We start from the raw sequence: 16,386 nt of genomic DNA on the forward strand, positions 1-16,386 counted from the left end.
ACCCGTTTCCCTTCGAGTTTCGAGAGAGTTCTCACGTGACACACAGCACTTCTGGCGGTTTCTCGGATCCGCTTCTTGCAGGCGATCGTGCACCTTCTCCCCGGACCCTCGTCGACATCTTCTTGGACACCGTTGCGAAGTGCGGTGACTCCCCGGCCTTGGACGCCGGTGGAACTGTGCTGACCTACGGCGAGTTCCACGAGGAATCCGGTGAGGTCGCCGCGGCCCTCAACGACCTCGGTATCGGACGCGGCGACAAGGTCGGCGTCCGCGTCCCCTCCGGGACAGCCGACCTGTATGTCTCCATCATGGGCATCCTGCTCGCTGGAGCCGCCTATGTTCCGGTGGACGCAGACGACCCCGACGAGCGCGCACGCACGGTCTTCTCCGAGGCCGACGTCGCCGCGGTCATCACCGCCGACCGTGTCATCACCCCGCGTGATCCCGATGCGACCGCGCAGCCGGTCGAACCGGCCCCGCCCGACCTCGGCGACGACTGTTGGGTGATCTTCACCTCCGGCTCCACTGGAAAACCCAAGGGTGTGGCGGTGAATCATCGCAGCGCGGCTGCGTTCGTCGACGCCGAATCGCGACTGTTCCTGCAGAAGGCCCCGCTGGGTCCGGGCGATCGCGTCATGGCTGGTCTCTCGGTGGCTTTCGACGCCAGTTGTGAAGAGGTCTGGCTCGCCTGGGCGCATGGTGCCTGTCTGGTTCCCGCGCCGCGTTCCCTTGTGCGTTCGGGCATGGATCTTGGCCCCTGGCTCATCGCCAATGACATCACCATCGTCTCCACGGTCCCGACGCTCGTGTCGTTGTGGCCGGCCGAGGCGATGGATCGCGTCCGTCTCCTGATCGTGGGCGGTGAGGCGTGCCCGCCGGAGCTCGGCGCCCGGTTGGCCAATGAGAACCGTGAGGTGTGGAACACCTACGGCCCCACCGAGGCGACCGTCGTGGCCTGTGCAGCCCAGCTCACCGGCGAACCGCCGGTTCGGATCGGTCTTCCGCTCGATGGGTGGGATCTCGCGGTCGTCGATGACGAGGGGAACCCGGTGCCGGAGGGGGAGAGTGGCGAACTCATCATCGGCGGCGTCGGGCTGGCGCGTTATCTGGATCCGGAGAAAGACGCGGAGAAGTACGCGCCCATGCCGACGCTCGGCTGGGATCGCGCTTACCGTTCCGGTGACGTGGTGGTCAACGATCCCGAAGGGCTCTTGTTCCGCGGACGCGCCGACGACCAGGTCAAGGTCGGTGGGCGTCGTATCGAACTCGGTGAGATCGACGCTGCGCTGCTCGCACTGCCGGGGGTTGCAGGTGCTGCCGCCGCGGTGCGCAAGACCGCCAGCGGCAACTCGCTGATCGTCGGGTACCTCACTGTTGACGACGAATTCGACCGTGCGGCGAGCCTGGAGCGTCTTCGCGCCGACATGCCGGCGGCCCTCGTGCCGCGCCTGGCTGTGGTTGATGACCTCCCCACCCGCACCAGCGGGAAGATCGACCGTGACGCCCTCCCATGGCCCCTGCCCGAGGAAGAGGGCGATGACTCGGCGCTCGGCGAGGTCGGTTCCTGGGTGGCAGACATCTGGAACGATGTGCTGGGTGCCCGACCCACCGACCCCGATGAAGATTTCTTCGACCTCGGCGGTGGTTCATTGACCGCTGCCCAGATCATTGCCCGCGTCCGTGAACGCTATGTCAACGCCACTGTCGCCGATGTGTACGAACACACGACGATCGGCGGTTTCGCGGCGTGGCTCGAAGACTTGGACACGCCTGCGGGGCGCCTCAATGAACAGGTCCACCCGGTTCCCACCAAGACCCAGGCCGGTCAGATCCTGGCCCTTCTGGGTCTGCGGACCATCAGTGGTCTGCGAGCAGTTTTCTGGATCGGGCTCGGCCTGCGTGCGGTCGACGCGCTTGGCTGGGATCTTCCCGGAAGCGTGATTCCACTCGTGCCGTGGTGGGCATTGGCGGTGCTCTGGTTCTTCCTGGTGTTCTCGCCCGGGCGTCTGGCACTCAGCGCGCTTGCGGCCCGCATCCTGCTGCGCGGCGTCGAGCCGGGCCAGTACCCACGTGGTGGACGGATCCACCTGCGGCTGTGGTTGGCCGAACGTTTCGCCGACGAAGCGGGGGCCGGGCTCATCGCCGGCGCCGGAATCGTCCGTTGGTACGCCAAGCTCCTCGGCTGTCGGGTGGGCAAGGACATCGATCTGCATGCCATGCCGCCGATCACCGGTCACCTCGAACTCGGTGACGGCTGTTCGGTGGAACCCGAGGTCGACCTTCAGGGTCATTGGATCGACGGCTCCACCCTGCACATCGGCGAGATCGAGATCGGGGCGAACGCCCGCATCGGCGCCCGATCCACGTTGTTGGGTGGCTCTCGTGTCGGCAAGGCCGCCGAGATCGCACCCGGCTCCACCGTCTTTGGCAAGGTCAAGGCCGGCGGGCGGTTCTCCGGTTGCCCCGCCGTGCGGATCGGCGACGCGCGCGGCCCTTGGGAGAAACGGCCCAGGAGTCGTCCCATCTTCACCGCTCTCTATGCCATGACCGGCGTCGGGATCTCGCTCCTGCCGATCATCGCCATCGTGATCGCCGGTTCCGTGCTCTGGGGGCCGTTGCACCAGACCACGACGCTGGCCTCGGCAGCGACCACGGCTCTGCTGTGGCTGCCGCTTGCGGGGTTGGCCGGTTATGCGTCGCTGGCGCTGATGATCCTGATCCTGGTGCGGCTGTGGGGGCTCGGACTCGAGGGGGGACACCACCCGACACAGGGCGTCCGCGCCCTCCAGGCGTGGGCGACACTCCGACTCATGGATGAGGCCCGCACGTGGCTGTTCCCGCTGTACGCCGGTGCAGCGACCACCTGGTGGCTGCGTGCCCTGGGAGCCCACATCGGCAAGGACGCAGAAGCATCCACGGTGTTGATGATCCCCAGCCTGACCAAGGTCGGTGCCGGCGCGTTTCTCGCGGACGACACCTTGATCGGTGGCTATGAACTCGGAGGTGGCTGGCTGCGCATCGAACGCGTCAAGATCGGTCGCGGAGCCTTCGTCGGAAACTCCGGCATGACCGCTCCCGGGCGCAAGGTTCCCAAGGAATCCCTCGTTGCGGTGCTCTCGGCTGCGCCACGCCGCAAGAAGGCCAAAGCGGGATCGTCCTGGGTGGGCTCTCCGCCGGAGAAACTGCGCCGCACTCATTCCGAGGTCGATGCCTCCCGCACATACGCACCTCCGGCCAGGCTCCGGATCGCACGCGGACTGGTGGAGACCTGCCGTGTCTTCGCTCTCCTGGCCCATCTGTGCCTGCACCTGCTCAACATCACGGTGCTGGTGTGGCTCGCCACGACGCTCGGTTGGGGCGCGGCTGCGGTGCTCTCCGGGCTTGTTCTGTTGGTCTGTGGTGCCCTGGCCGTCGGCATCGCCGTCGTGGCGAAGTGGTTGCTCGTCGGACGCTGGAGGAGCTCGGAGCATCCCCTGTGGTCCAGCTTCGTCTGGCGGGGTGAATTGGCTGACGCCTTCGTCGAAGTGGTCGCGGTTCCCTGGCTGCTGCGTGCGGTGCCGGGCACGGCACTGCTCGGTCTCTATTTCCGTTCGATGGGTTCGACCGTGGGCCGTGGCGTCTGGTGTGAGACGTATTGGTTGCCCGAGCACGATCTCATCGAGCTCGGTGACGGCGCCACGATCAACCGGGGCTGCGTCGTGCAGACGCACCTGTTCCACGATCGCGTCTTGGCGATGGACGCTGTTCGGCTCGGCCCGGGCGCCACGCTGGGTCCGAACTCGGTCATCCTCCCGGCTGCGACGCTCGGCCGCCATGCGACAGTGGGGCCCGGATCGCTCGTGATGCGCGGCGAAGCAGCACCGGACAAGACACGGTGGATCGGCAACCCGATCGGCCCGTGGGCCGAGGGCTAGGGTGGAGCGTTTGCCTTTTCCGCCACTTACTGACTCTGATTGGAGTGCGTATGCACCATCCCGACCCGTATCTGCACGGGCACGGTGACACCCGTTATCGGGTGTCACATTACGAGCTGGACCTTACCTACAAGGTCGCCACGAATCGGCTCGACGAACGGGCGCAGTTGCATGTGGAGATCGTCGAGCCGACGCCGCGCATCGACGTGGATCTCCGTGGCCTGCATGTGGGCAAAGTGCTCCTGGACGGTCGCCCCACCCGTTATCGACGCAAGGCGAACTGCGTCACCGTCGAGGTCGGACGCCGTGAACCGGGGGAGAGGTTCGTCTTGGACCTCCGCGTCTCCGGCAAACCGGGGCCAATCCCCGGTGCCCATGGTGAAGCCGGCTGGGAGGAGCTCAGCGATGGGTCCATGGTGGGATCGCAACCCCAGGGTGCCCCGAGCTGGTTTCCCTGCAATGACGATGCCGCAGACAAGGCCACCTATCGGATCACGGTGACAGCCGACGCCGACTATCACGTCATCGCCAACGGGACGCGGACCGAGTGCACTCGCGTCGGCGGCAACAACCGGTGGACCTATGAGATGAGGCGACCCATGTCTCCGTATCTCGCGACGGTGCAGATCGGTGACTACGTCGAGGACGAACGCAGCGCCGGTGTACCGGTGTCGATCGTGCACCCCGGTGGGCTCGACGTGGGGGAGGGAACCTCGTTCGAGTACCAGGGCGCGATGGTGGACTTCTTCAGCGAGTGTTTCGGCCCCTACCCTTTCGCGGAGTATCGGGCCGTCGTCGTGGAGGATGATCTGGAGATCCCTCTGGAGGCCCAGGGGCTGAGCACGTTCGGCAGAAATTTCGTTCCCCCGGCTTGGGAGAATGAACGACTCGTGGCGCATGAACTGGCACATCAGTGGTTCGGCAATCTCGTCACCGGGCAGCACCTGGCCGATATCTGGCTTCATGAGGGCTTCGCCTGCTACAGCGAATGGCTCTGGTCCGACCATCGCCGTCATTGGTGTGAGAGCGAGACCGTGCAGGAACAGGCTGCCCGCCACCACGCCGGACTGCCGAAGGATCTCGGAGACGTGACCCTTGCTGATCCCGGCATGGATGCCATGTTCGACGACTGGGTGTACAAGCGTGGGGCTCTCACCCTGCATGCGGTGCGGTCGATCACCGGTGATGAGGTGTTCTTCGGGATGCTTCGTGAGTGGACGCGGCTGCAGGCCGACAGCGCCGTCACCACTGGGCAGTTCATCGAACACTGCCGAACTTCCTCGGGTGAACTCGGCGATCAGGTCGTCGAGACGCTCCATGCCTGGCTCCACGAGCCCGCTCTTCCTGATCTGCCGGTCCTGAGCTGAATGGTCGAGGCGCCTTGCCTCGTCTCGGATCCGGACCACTTTCGTAACCTACGGAACCGTAGGTTAGCGTTGGTGCATGCGCCGTTCCCCGAGCAGTCTCCTCGTCGGTGGTCTTCGTCGCGTGGCTCGTGCGCTGGCCTCGCCACGTGACCCGGGCGACTATCTCGACATGTTCAGTCCGCTGCGCCCGGGAGCCGCGCTCCGAGGGCGGATCACCTCGATCGTGCGCGAGCCGACCGGGGCGGTCACCGTCACCATCCGGCCAGGAAAAGACTGGGCGGGGCACCGGCCCGGGCAGTACGTGCGAGTGGGAATCCAGGTGGACGGAGTACGCCAATGGCGTGCCTACTCCATCACCAGTCCCGGCGCCGAGCGGACGCTCACCATCACGGTCAAGCCCGTGGAGGGGGGCGTGGTGAGCAACCACCTCGGCACCCGTGCTCGTGTGGGCGAGTTGGTCAGTCTCGAGCAGGCGGCAGGGGAGTTCGTCCTCCCCGACGCCGTGCCGCCCAAACTGTTGTTCGTGGCGGCCGGTTCGGGCATCACCCCCATCATGGGAATGTTGCGCGGGCATGCCGATGCGCTGACCGATGTGGTGATGATCCACAGTTCGGCGTCCGAGCGGGCTGCGTTGTTCGGCCCGGAGTTGCGCGTTCTGGGTGAGGACCCCCGTGTCCGACTGATCGAACGGCACACCGATACCCAGGAGCGTCTGGGGTTCGACGAACTTGACGAACTCGTTCCGGACTGGACCGATCGGCAGGCGTGGGTGTGTGGCCCGGCAGCCATGCTCGATGAAGCCGAGGAGCATTGGGCTGAGGCCGGGATCGAGGACCGACTCCACATCGAACGTTTTCGCCCGGTCATCCTCGGCGACCCCGAGGATGGGGGCGAGGTGACCTTCCGCGTGAGTGGGCGCACCGTCGACGCTCCCGGAGACCGTCCCCTGCTGGACGTCGGGGAGGAGTCCCACGTGCTCATGCCCTCCGGGTGTCGTATGGGGATCTGCTTCGGCTGTGTGGGGTCCCTGGCGGAGGGGACGGTCCGTCACCTGCGCACCGGTGAACTCATCGAGACGACCGAGGATCCGGTTCAAATTCAGACCTGCATCACAGCGGCTGCAGGCCGCTGCGTCATCGATCTCTGACCGCCCTCACAGAACAGGACGCTGACACATGACCCAGACCATCGCAGCATCGGCCACGTCCGGAACCACGACGACTTCACACAACCTCACCCCGGAGCAGATCGAGGAGCTCGGGCGTGAGCTAGATGAGATCCGTGACGACATCATGAGCACTCTCGGCGCACGGGACGCGGCCTACATCCGCACCGTGATAACCGTTCAGCGGGCCATCGAGCTGAGCAGCCGTGCTGTCCTGCTGTTCTCCAGGGTCCCCGCTGCATGGGTGCTGGGAACCGCCGGTCTCGCCGTGGCCAAGACGCTGGAGAACATGGAAATCGGGCACAACATCCTCCACGGGCAGTGGGACTGGATGCGGGACCCGAAGATCCACTCCAGCACCTGGGAGTGGGATGCCATCTCCCCGGCAAAGCAGTGGCAGTACACCCACAACGAACTGCATCACACGTACACCAACGTCATCGGACGTGACAATGACTTGGGCTACGGCATCATGCGCGTCTCCGAGGACCAGCCGTGGACGCTGTACTCGCTGATCCAGGCACCGGTGAATCTGCTCAACGCCGCGTTCTTCGAGTACGGCATCGCGCTGTACGACATGGAGGCGCTTGAGTACGTCGAGGGGCGCGTCGAGAAGGACGTGTTCGTCGGTAAGGCGAAGGAGGCCGCCCGCAAGCTGGGGCGTCAGGTGGCGAAGGATTACATCATCCATCCGCTCGTCTCCGGCCCGAATGCGCTCTCGACGCTGACGGCGACGTTCACCGCCAACATGTTGCGGAACCTCTGGACCCATTCGGTCATCATCTGTGGGCATTTCCCCGAGGGCGTCGAGACCTTCGAGACCGATTCGATCGAGGGGGAGACTCGAGGTGGCTGGTATCTGCGTCAGATGCTCGGCTCGGCCAATATCTCGGGGCCGTATCTGATGCACGTGATGACGGGCAATCTGTCGTTCCAGATCGAGCATCATCTGTTCCCCGACATGCCCTCCAACCGTTATGCGGAGGCCGCGCCCCGCGTCCGGGAAGTGTTCGATCGGTACGGGCTGCGCTATGTCTCGGGCCCGCTTCACAAGCAGCTCGGGTCGGCCTGGTGGAAGATCATCCGACTGTCGGCTCCGAACCACGACCCGGACCGAACCCGACTGGAGACGATCACCAACGCGGTGCGCGAATCGGTGCGAGGTCTTGGGGGACGGTTGCAGTCGATGCTGGGACGTGGGCGCTGACGCACACCCTGCCCTCGCCGATGATTCGCAATCGGCCTTGAATTCTGGCTCCAGCTCGTATCATGGCTCCCATGGGGGGAAGACTTTTTGCCGCAATTCGTCCGCCTGTCGATGTCGTCGAGCGCATCGACTCGCTCGTCGAGCCCTACCGCGCGTCCGATCCACGTCTGTTGTGGGTCTACCCGCAGCAGTGGCACATCACCACGGTGTTCATGGCCGAGGTCAGCCCGGAGGCGCAGGACCAGCTGGTTGAGGGGCTGAGTGATCTCGCGGCCCGGACGCCGGCCTTCCCCGTGCTCTTGGCACGGGGCGGATGTTTTCCGAACCCGTTCCAGGCCCGGTTGCTGTATCTCGGCGTCGAGACCGGAAACCGTGAGATCGCCGACTTGGGGCGCTCCTGCCGTGGGATCGCGAATCATGCCGGGGCACGCCCCGACGGCTCGCGGTTCGTCCCGCACCTCTCGATCGCCCGGACCCGCAACCCGTTCGATGCGACTCGGTGGATGCACGTGCTCAATGGCTTCGGTGAGATCACCTGGCAGGCGACCGAGATGGAACTCGTCCAGTCCTATCTCGGGGAGGGCCCTCGCCGCACCGCACGGTACGAGGTCATCGAGAAGTTTCCGTTCGCCCAAGCGCGGCGCGCGATCTGACTCAGCCCGCAGGGGCACGAGCCGGTGATGCGCGATCACCCGCGTTCGGAGGCAAGACGCACGAGCGTCGTCGCGTGTTCACCGAGGTGCTGCGGCCCGGACCACACCGCCCGCAGCGGGCGACGGAACGATGCGCCCGCGACCGGCAGGGCGATCAACTGGCCTGCGCGGAGGGCATCTCTGACGGCCAGGTGACTCAATACGGCTGGACCAGCCCCGGCGGTCACGGCGACCCGGACCGCGGTGTTGCTGTTCAGCTCCATCTGCGGCGTCACCGGGTGGGGAAGCGCGTCGTCCAGGACTCGACGTGTGCCCGAACCGCTCTCACGGGTGATCAGGATGCCATCGAGAAGCTGCTCGGCTGCGATCGGCTCATCACGTTGGGCCCACCGATGATCGGGCGAGACCACCAACACCAGTTCGTCGTGTGCCACGATCTGCGCGTGGGCCGAACCGTGGGGCAGCGGGCCCTCGATGAACCCGATCTCGCATGCGCCACTGTGCAGCTGGGCGAGAACTCCGTCGGTGTTCTCGACCCCCACCTGCAGTTGTACCTCCGGATGCACCGAGCGGAAGCGCGTCAGCCAGCCCGGTAGCAGATGCTCGGCGATCGTCTGACTCGCCACCACCGAGAGTCGCCCGCCGTCGGCGTCGTGCAGCGCCGTGGCGTTGGCCACGAGAGCGTCGACCTCGTCCAGGACCTGCCGTGCCCACTCCACCACCAGATACCCCTCGGGAGTGGGGACCGAGCCGGTCGTGGAGCGGTTCAGCAGACGCAACCCGAGACGCCGCTCCAGCGTCGACAACGAACGACTCGCATTGGGCTGGGCCATCCCGACCTCACGTGCGGCGGCCGACATGCTTCCATGATCGGCAACGGCGACGAGCACCTTCAGCGCGATCAGCTCCGGCATCTGTCCCATATGGGAATCATATGGCGGGCTGTGAGATCGGGGTCTACCGGATGTCCCCGCCGTGGCTGATGGTTGTCAGGTGCTCTCCCTGCCCCGATACATCTCCATGCGCCCCACGAGTGAAAGACCTGTAGTGCCGGACGCGCCACCGCGCGCCGTTCGGGTTCCTGCTGGGCCGCCATGGTGGGGGTCGGTGATGGGTACCGGCATGCTGGCGACCCTGACGCATCTGCATGCGGGGGACTCCCCGCTCGGTGCCTGGGGATCGCGGATGTTGGTGGTGGTCGGTTGGTCGCTGGCGGTGACTCTCACCGCGGCGTTCGCTCGACGCATCGGTCAGGATCCCGGTGTCTGGCGAAACTCGGTCACCGGTGTCGGGTCGGCCGCCTGGGGCATGGTGTCGATGGGGATCCTCGCCATCGGGTCGGCGACGGGAGCGATCGTCCCCGCCTGGTCAGCCGAGTCAGCGGACGTGGCCCAAGCGGTGTTCGTCGCGTGCTGGGGTCTCGGCACGCTCATCGGGCTGATCAGCACCTTCGGGTTCTCGGCGGGGCTCGTTCGGCGGCGTCCACCGGATCCACGCCCGTCGTGGGGGCTGGCCGTGGTGCCGCCCATGGTCAGTGCGACGACCGGGGCGACGCTGACATCCGAACTGGGCCTGCCCGGGGCCTTCATCGATGTCCTGATGGCGTGTTTCGTGTGCTCACTGGTGCTGGGCGGGATCATCTTCACCATCGCGTACCGGCACCATGCGGTCGTGGAGGAGATCCCTGTCGCGCTGGCGCCCACGGCATGGATCCCACTGGGCGTCGTCGGCCAGTCGAGCGCCGCAGCGGTCGCGATCGCCGGTCTGTCGGTCGAGCGACTCGGTGCCCCTCACTGGGCCGACGTCGTCGGCGTGGGCTATGCGGCCGGAATGCTGGGGCTCGGTGTTCCCCTGTCGTTGTTCGCGGTATTTCTCACTGTTCGGGGCTTCGTGCGTCGGATGCCGTTCTCGCCGGTCTGGTGGTCGCTGACCTTCCCGATCGGGACGCTCAGCCTGGGCTCGCTCTATCTGTCGCGCCATCTTCCGGCCATGGAACACGTCAGCGTGGCCATCTGGATGGTCCTGATGGGAACCTGGACTCTCTGCGCCACCGCCAGCCTGCGCAGTCTGCGGGGTGGCGTCTGACGGCCGGACGTGGTGCATGGGGCAGCGCGCGGGTCAGTAGCATCGCCTGCATGCTCACTGAATCGGGAACCACGCGTCTGTTCACCTCCGACGCACCCCTGACCATGAGCAACGGCGCCACCCTCGGTCCGGTGGATGTGGCATGGGAACGCTACGGTGAGTTGGCTCCCGACCGCTCCAACGTGGTGTTCATCTGCCATGCCCTCACCGGTGACGCCCACGCTGCCGGACTCCGCGAAGGGGACACCAAACCCGGCTGGTGGGATTCGATCATCGGCCCCGGCAAGCCGATCGACACCGACCGTTTCCACGTGATCTGTGCGAATCTGCTCGGCGGATGTCGAGGCACCACCGGGCCTGCCAGCGTCGACCCGGCGACGGGGGAGAGCTATGGGCTGACCTTTCCCGAGATTCACGTGGCCGACTACGTCAACGTGCACCGTGCCCTGATGAAGGAGTTCGGGATCGAGCGTCTGGCTGCGGTCGTCGGCGGCTCCATGGGAGGAATGCAAGCACTCCATTGGGGTCTCCGCCACCCCGAGGAGTTGCGTTCCATCGCGGTCATCGCAGCCTCCAGCCGCCTCACCGCGCAGAACATCGCCTTCTCCGCAGTGGCACGCGCGGCGATCATGCGTGACCCCGGATTCCATGACGGGCGATACCTCGAACTCGGTGACCAGCCGTCGATGGGCTTGTCGATCGCCCGCATGATGGCCCACATCACCTACCTCTCCGAGGAAGGGATGGCCGAGAAGTTCGGCCGTCGGTTCCAGGAGGGGGATGCCAAGCATGGGTTCGGCGTCGATTTCGCCGTGGAGAGCTACCTCGAGTATCAGGGGCGTACCTTTCTCAACCGCTTCGACGCCCTCACCTACCTGTATCTGACGCGGAGCATGGACTATTTCGACCCGTTCGCCGACGCCGATGCCGCCCACATGATGGCGGAGCTGCAGATCCCGGCTCTGGTGGTGTCGTTCGACTCCGACTGGCGTTTTGACACCGGGCATTCCCGACGCATCGTGCGCGAACTGGAACAGGCCCGGGTACCGGTGAGTTTCCGTGAGATCTCCTGCCCATGGGGGCACGATTCGTTCCTGCTCAGCGACCCCGATTACCACGCCACCGTGCGGGCGTTCCTGCAAGGAGTCCAGTATGTCTGAGTCGATCACCACAGCTTCCTCGGAGTTGCGTGCGGATCTTGCCCTCGTCGCCGAACTGATTCCTCGAGGGAGCCGTGTGCTCGACCTGGGTTGTGGGCGCGCCTCGCTTCTGCGCCACCTCATCGATGAGAAGGGATGCACCGGGACCGGCGTCGATGGAGACCCCGAGCGCCTGGTCACCGCCATCGCGCGCGGCGTGCCGACGATCCAACTCGATCTTGACTCCGAGCTGGGGGAATTCAGCGATGACTCGTATGACGTGGTCGTTCTGAGCAGGACCCTCCAGGCGATCCGGCGCCCCGCGAATGTTCTTGCCGAGATGGGCCGGATCGGCACCCGGTGCATCGTGTCGATGCCCAACTTCGGGTTCTGGCGCAATCGTGTGTCGGTGCTCTTCGGACGGATGCCCGTGTCGCGCCAGCTGCCGTACACCTGGCATGACAGCCCGAACCTGCGCTACACGACGCTCAAGGACCTCGAGGACTTCTTCGCCGCTGCGGGGTACACGGTCGAACGCAGGATAGGCGTCACCGATGCAGGTGTTCCGCTGCCGCGAGGGGAGGTCGCGACGAACCTGCGGGCTGGTGCAGCGGTGTATCTGCTTCGCCGGGATCGTCGGCGGCGTTGAGAGTTCGCCGGGATCGTCGGCGGCGTTGAGAGTTCGAGCCGCTGGGCTGAAGGTTTTTTCGTCTGACGCCTTCGAAGTGTCATATGTCACGGGATCGGACGCGGCACGCGTGAAACCCGAGATGACTTCCTCTGTCGAGCCCCCTAAACTACGCGCTGTAGGACTACAGGTGTCAGAGAGGAGCCCGGCATGAGTGTGGGCGCGATGTCCAGACGGACATTCAACAAATGGGCAGGTGCCGTCGCGGGAACGACGGCATTGGTGGGGGCTGCCGGATGGGAATCTCGACATGCAGCGACGCCGGCCGCTGCCGACGGCCTTGCGTCCGCGGATCGAACCGTCTGGAACGCCTGCATCGTCAACTGCGGTTCACGCTGCCCCCTGCGCGTCCAGGTCAAGAGTGTCGACGGTGAGGATCGCGTCGTGCGCCTGTTGCCGGACAACACTGGCGATGACGAGCTGATGACACGCAACATCAAGGCCTGCGTGCGTGGCCGCAACATGCGTGAACGTCTCTACAGCCCCGACCGGATCAAGTACCCCATGAAGCGCAAGGAGGGAACCAAGCGCGGTGACGGGGAGTGGGAGCAGATCTCCTGGGACGAGGCCGCCACGCTCTTCGCCGAGAAGCTTAAGGGTGTCTACGAGAAATACGGGCCCGAGGCCGTGCATCGCATGTACGGGTCGGGTACATGGAACTCGCACATCAATTACAAAGTGATGTGGCGCCTGCTCAACGCAGCCGGTGGCCAGCTCATGTACTACGGCAACTACTCGTTCTCACAGCTGCACACCGCCAACAAGTATCACTACGGCGAGTACGGCGAGAGTCCTTCCAATTCCTTCGAGGATTCGATCGAGAACTCCAAGCTGTTGGTGTTGTGGGGTAACAACCCGCAGGAGACCCGGATGTCGGGCGGTGGCGCGCTGTTCACCTCGCTGGCGGCCTCCCGCAAGGAGGGGCTGAAGATCATCGTGATCGACCCCATCCACAGCGATACCGCCGCACTCCTCGCCGACGAATGGATCGCACTGCGCCCCGGAAGCGATGCCGCACTGGTGGCGGGCATCGTGCATGTGTTGCTCGAGAACGACCTGCACGATCAGAAGTTCCTCGACAAGTACTGCGTCGGCTTCGATGAGAAGCACATGCCCGACGGCGTCCCGAAGAACCTCTCGTACCGGTCCTACATCGAGGGCAAGGGCGCCGACGGCGTCGAGAAGACACCCGAGTGGGCGGCCGAGATCACCGGCGTCCCCGCCGACACGATCCGTGAACTCGCCCTCGAGCTGGGGAACACTTCACCGGTGAACATCACCCAGGGGTGGGGCCTGCAACGACAGGCCAATGGCGAGGCCAACTGCCGCGCGGTGTACACGCTGGCCGCCGTCCTGGGACAGATCGGTATTCCCGGTGGTGGCAATGGTGGACGCGACGGCTACTTCTGGCCGCTGTCGGAGTCACTGCCGGATCTCGCTGATGACAACACCACCGAAGCACAGATCTCGTGCTTCGGGTGGCTTGACGCGATTCAGTTCGGGTCCACCATGACCGAGACGCAGGATGGCATCCGAGGCGTCGAGAAGTTGTCGACCGACCTCAAGTTCCTCGTCGCCATGGGCAGTAACGTGCTGCAGAGTCAGCATGCCGACGTGCAGCAGGTGCGCGAGATCCTCAAGGACGAGAGCAAGCTCGAATTTCTCGTCTACATCGACAACCAGTTCACGCGTTCCGCGGAGATGGCTGACCTCGTCCTGCCGGACTGCACGCAGTTCGAGCGCTGGGATCTGGTGCCCAGCGAGTACACCGGCGATATGACCTATCTGCTCATGTGTGAGCCGGCGGTGGAGCCTTTGTACGAATCCATGTCCGGCTACGACATGTGCGCCCTGATCGCCGACAAGCTCGGGATCAAGGACAAGTACACCGAGGGCCGCAGCCTGCAGGAATGGACCGAGCACCTCTATGAGCTGAGCCGGGAATCCATCCCCGACCTGCCGTCATTCGAGGAGTTCCGCAAGCAGGGGGTCCACCGTTACTACTCGCCAGATGGCCTGACCGTGAGCATGAAGGACTTCCGGAAGGATCCGAAGGCGAACAAGTTGGAGACCCCCTCGGGCCTCATCGAGATCTTCTCGAAGGATCTGTACGAGATGGACAAGACCTGGACGTTCCGGAACAAGCGCAAGGGAGACCGCATCGCGGCGCTTCCGGAGTTCATCGACACCTGGGAGGGGCCGCTCGAAGCCTCTGCGGGAGGGAAGTATCCGATCCAGCTGATCGGCCACCACTTCAAGGGACGCACGCACTCGACGTACGCGAATCTGCCGCATTCGAAGGCGCTGCACCCACAGGTGCTGTGGATCAACTCCAGTGACGCCGCCGAGCGAGGTATCAAGCACGGCGACATGGTCGAGGTGTTCAACGACCGCGGTCGCGTTCACATCCCCGCGCGTGTGACGCCACGCATCCGCCCCGGTGTCGCTTCGCTGCCCCAGGGCGCGTGGTTCAACTTCGAGGAGAAGAAGGGGATCGACACCGGCGGAGCGGTCAACACGCTGTCGTCACTGCACCCCGCACCGCTCGCCAAGGGCGGCGCTCAACACACGTCGTTGGCCCAGATCAAGAAGGTGGAGGACTGACCCATGCTCGGTTTCTATTTCGACCAGTCCGCGTGCAATGGATGCAAGGCGTGTTCCATGGCCTGTCAGGACAAGCACGACCTGCCGGTGGGGGTTCAATGGCGTCGGATCTATGAGTACACCGGCGGCACATGGAGCGTCGACGGTGCCACGGCCACGCCGAACATCTTCACGTATTACACGTCGATCTCGTGCAATCACTGTGACAACCCGGTGTGCGTCGAGGTCTGCCCGACCACGGCGATGCACCGTGACGATGATGGCGTGGTCTCGGTGGATCCAGACAAGTGCATCGGCTGCCGGTACTGCGAATGGGTCTGCTCCTACAGCGCTCCACAGTTCAACCCCGACAAGGGGATCATGACCAAGTGCGACCTCTGCGCGGACTACCGCGCCGAAGGTCAGAACCCGGCCTGCGTCGACGCCTGCCCCTCCCGTGCCCTGGACTGGGGGCCGATCGATGAGCTGCGTGCCCAGTACGGCGACGCCTCCGGCATCGCGCCCCTGCCCAATCCCGAGGTGACCAAGCCGAATCTCGTCATCACGCCGCACAAGAAGGCGCAGTCGTGGGACGAGGGAACCGGTTCCGTGGCGAACCAGACAAGTGAGATGTGATCATGACCGAAGTGTTCGTCCATGAGTGGCCGCTGATCCTGTTCACCCTGCTGGGGCAGTTGGCCGTGGGATCGTTCATCGTCCTGGGGTTGGTCAACGTTCTGGCGACACCGCGCTACTCCGCGAAAGTCGTGGACCGGGTCGCGGACCCTGCGTTGTATGCGATCGGACCGGCCATGGTGGTCGGGTTGATCATCTCCATGCTTCATCTGGGGAATCCGCTCAATGCCATCAATGCGTTCCGGCACCTCGACACCTCGTGGTTGTCCCGTGAGGTGTTCTTCGGTGCGCTGTTCGCCGGGCTCGGCTTCGTGTTCGCCGTGTTGCAGTGGCGACGCTGGGGGTCGCGCAAGCTGCGTCAGCTTCTCGCCGTGGTGACGGCACTGGTGGGAGTCCTGCTGGTCATCAGCATGGCCTTCGTCTACATGCGTCCGACCCTGCCGTACCTCAATCGTTGGACGACTCTCGTCGGTTTCGGGGTCACCACCATCCTGCTCGGCTGCCTGGCCATGGGAGTGGCCCTCACCGGCTCACCGAAGGTGGGTACCGGCCTGCAGGAACGGCTGTTCCCGAGCTTCGCGCCGTTGAAGGATCACGAGGAGCTGGGGGTCGAGAAGTTGTTGACCAACACACTGCGATGGATCGGCGTCACCACCATGGCGCTGCTGCCCCTGCAGTTGTTGGTGATGATGTTCGCCATCCTGCCGCCGACTGCCCCCGATGCTCAGATGCATGAGTTCAGCATGGTGGGGCTCGTGACTCGTGGAATCCTTCTGATCGTCGGCGCTGGAGTGCTCGGACTGTTTCTGTTCATCGGAGGGCGTGAACAGGCCAGCACCGGGATTCTGCTGGGACTTGTGAGCAGTGCGTTCATCATCACGATCGTGGCGGAGTTCCTCGGGCGGATCATGTTCTACGCGGCCCTGGTGCCGACAGGCGTCGGGTGAGC

The 16,386-nt window shown here is 65.0% G+C and carries 12 protein-coding genes; 11 read left to right on the forward strand and 1 reads right to left on the reverse strand.

The window, feature by feature from the left end:
• Nucleotides 1-35: 35 nt before the first annotated feature.
• From FB460_RS00605 to thpR, 5 genes are all read left to right on the forward strand, one after another.
• A complete protein-coding gene (locus FB460_RS00605; protein ID WP_246044185.1) occupies nt 36-3,914 on the forward strand; it encodes a Pls/PosA family non-ribosomal peptide synthetase in 3,879 nt (1,292 codons plus the stop codon).
• Between the two features lie 50 nt (nt 3,915-3,964).
• The gene (locus tag FB460_RS00610) at nt 3,965-5,281 is read left to right on the forward strand and encodes a M1 family metallopeptidase (RefSeq protein WP_142092213.1); all 1,317 of its coding nucleotides are present in this window, start codon (nt 3,965-3,967) and stop codon (nt 5,279-5,281) included.
• 76 nt (nt 5,282-5,357) lie between these two features.
• Nucleotides 5,358-6,428: a ferredoxin reductase gene (locus tag FB460_RS00615; protein ID WP_142092214.1), complete on the forward strand. Its 1,071-nt coding sequence runs from the start codon at nt 5,358-5,360 to the stop codon at nt 6,426-6,428.
• 28 nt (nt 6,429-6,456) lie between these two features.
• Nucleotides 6,457-7,653 (forward strand): fatty acid desaturase family protein, encoded by a 1,197-nt coding sequence (locus tag FB460_RS00620; RefSeq protein WP_142092215.1) that lies wholly within the window; start codon nt 6,457-6,459, stop codon nt 7,651-7,653.
• A 71-nt stretch (nt 7,654-7,724) separates the two neighbouring features.
• Entirely contained in the window at nt 7,725-8,306 is a 582-nt protein-coding gene (gene thpR, locus FB460_RS00625; RefSeq protein WP_170209889.1) for an RNA 2',3'-cyclic phosphodiesterase, read from the forward strand.
• 35 nt (nt 8,307-8,341) lie between these two features.
• Here thpR and FB460_RS00630 read toward each other — a convergent pair whose 3' ends face one another.
• Complete coding sequence (locus tag FB460_RS00630) at nt 8,342-9,229, reverse strand: LysR family transcriptional regulator (protein ID WP_142092217.1); 888 nt, start codon at nt 9,227-9,229, stop codon at nt 8,342-8,344.
• Nucleotides 9,230-9,326: 97 nt separating this feature from the next.
• Here FB460_RS00630 and FB460_RS00635 point away from each other — a divergent pair, with 97 nt between their 5' ends.
• From FB460_RS00635 to FB460_RS00660, 6 genes are all read left to right on the forward strand, one after another.
• The gene (locus FB460_RS00635) at nt 9,327-10,391 is read left to right on the forward strand and encodes a TDT family transporter (protein WP_142093268.1); all 1,065 of its coding nucleotides are present in this window, start codon (nt 9,327-9,329) and stop codon (nt 10,389-10,391) included.
• A 50-nt stretch (nt 10,392-10,441) separates the two neighbouring features.
• Nucleotides 10,442-11,551: a homoserine O-acetyltransferase MetX gene (metX, locus tag FB460_RS00640; RefSeq protein WP_142092218.1), complete on the forward strand. Its 1,110-nt coding sequence runs from the start codon at nt 10,442-10,444 to the stop codon at nt 11,549-11,551.
• Nucleotides 11,544-12,179: a methionine biosynthesis protein MetW gene (metW, locus tag FB460_RS00645; RefSeq protein ID WP_142092219.1), complete on the forward strand. Its 636-nt coding sequence runs from the start codon at nt 11,544-11,546 to the stop codon at nt 12,177-12,179. Before metX ends, metW begins: the two co-directional genes overlap by 8 nt.
• Before the next feature lie 189 nt (nt 12,180-12,368).
• Complete coding sequence (locus FB460_RS00650) at nt 12,369-14,822, forward strand: DMSO/selenate family reductase complex A subunit (protein WP_142092220.1); 2,454 nt, start codon at nt 12,369-12,371, stop codon at nt 14,820-14,822.
• 3 nt (nt 14,823-14,825) lie between these two features.
• Entirely contained in the window at nt 14,826-15,437 is a 612-nt protein-coding gene (locus FB460_RS00655) for a DMSO/selenate family reductase complex B subunit (RefSeq protein ID WP_142092221.1), read from the forward strand.
• A gap of 2 nt (nt 15,438-15,439) precedes the next feature.
• A complete protein-coding gene (locus FB460_RS00660) occupies nt 15,440-16,384 on the forward strand; it encodes a dimethyl sulfoxide reductase anchor subunit family protein (RefSeq protein WP_142092222.1) in 945 nt (314 codons plus the stop codon).
• Nucleotides 16,385-16,386: the final 2 nt, after the last annotated feature.

Source organism: Propioniferax innocua, from assembly GCF_006716235.1.
Classification (GTDB): Bacteria; Actinomycetota; Actinomycetes; order Propionibacteriales; family Propionibacteriaceae; genus Propioniferax; species Propioniferax innocua.

Coding starts and splice junctions, on each gene's coding strand:
- FB460_RS00620 (WP_142092215.1), top strand. CDS start 6,457: ATGACCCAGACCATCGCAGCATCGGCCACGTCCGGAACCACGACGACT.
- FB460_RS00610 (WP_142092213.1), top strand. CDS start 3,965: ATGCACCATCCCGACCCGTATCTGCACGGGCACGGTGACACCCGTTAT.
- FB460_RS00635 (WP_142093268.1), top strand. CDS start 9,327: ATGCGCCCCACGAGTGAAAGACCTGTAGTGCCGGACGCGCCACCGCGC.
- metW (WP_142092219.1), top strand. CDS start 11,544: ATGTCTGAGTCGATCACCACAGCTTCCTCGGAGTTGCGTGCGGATCTT.
- FB460_RS00615 (WP_142092214.1), top strand. CDS start 5,358: ATGCGCCGTTCCCCGAGCAGTCTCCTCGTCGGTGGTCTTCGTCGCGTG.
- metX (WP_142092218.1), top strand. CDS start 10,442: ATGCTCACTGAATCGGGAACCACGCGTCTGTTCACCTCCGACGCACCC.
- FB460_RS00630 (WP_142092217.1), bottom strand. CDS start 9,229: ATGGGACAGATGCCGGAGCTGATCGCGCTGAAGGTGCTCGTCGCCGTT.
- FB460_RS00650 (WP_142092220.1), top strand. CDS start 12,369: ATGAGTGTGGGCGCGATGTCCAGACGGACATTCAACAAATGGGCAGGT.
- thpR (WP_170209889.1), top strand. CDS start 7,725: ATGGGGGGAAGACTTTTTGCCGCAATTCGTCCGCCTGTCGATGTCGTC.
- FB460_RS00660 (WP_142092222.1), top strand. CDS start 15,440: ATGACCGAAGTGTTCGTCCATGAGTGGCCGCTGATCCTGTTCACCCTG.
- FB460_RS00655 (WP_142092221.1), top strand. CDS start 14,826: ATGCTCGGTTTCTATTTCGACCAGTCCGCGTGCAATGGATGCAAGGCG.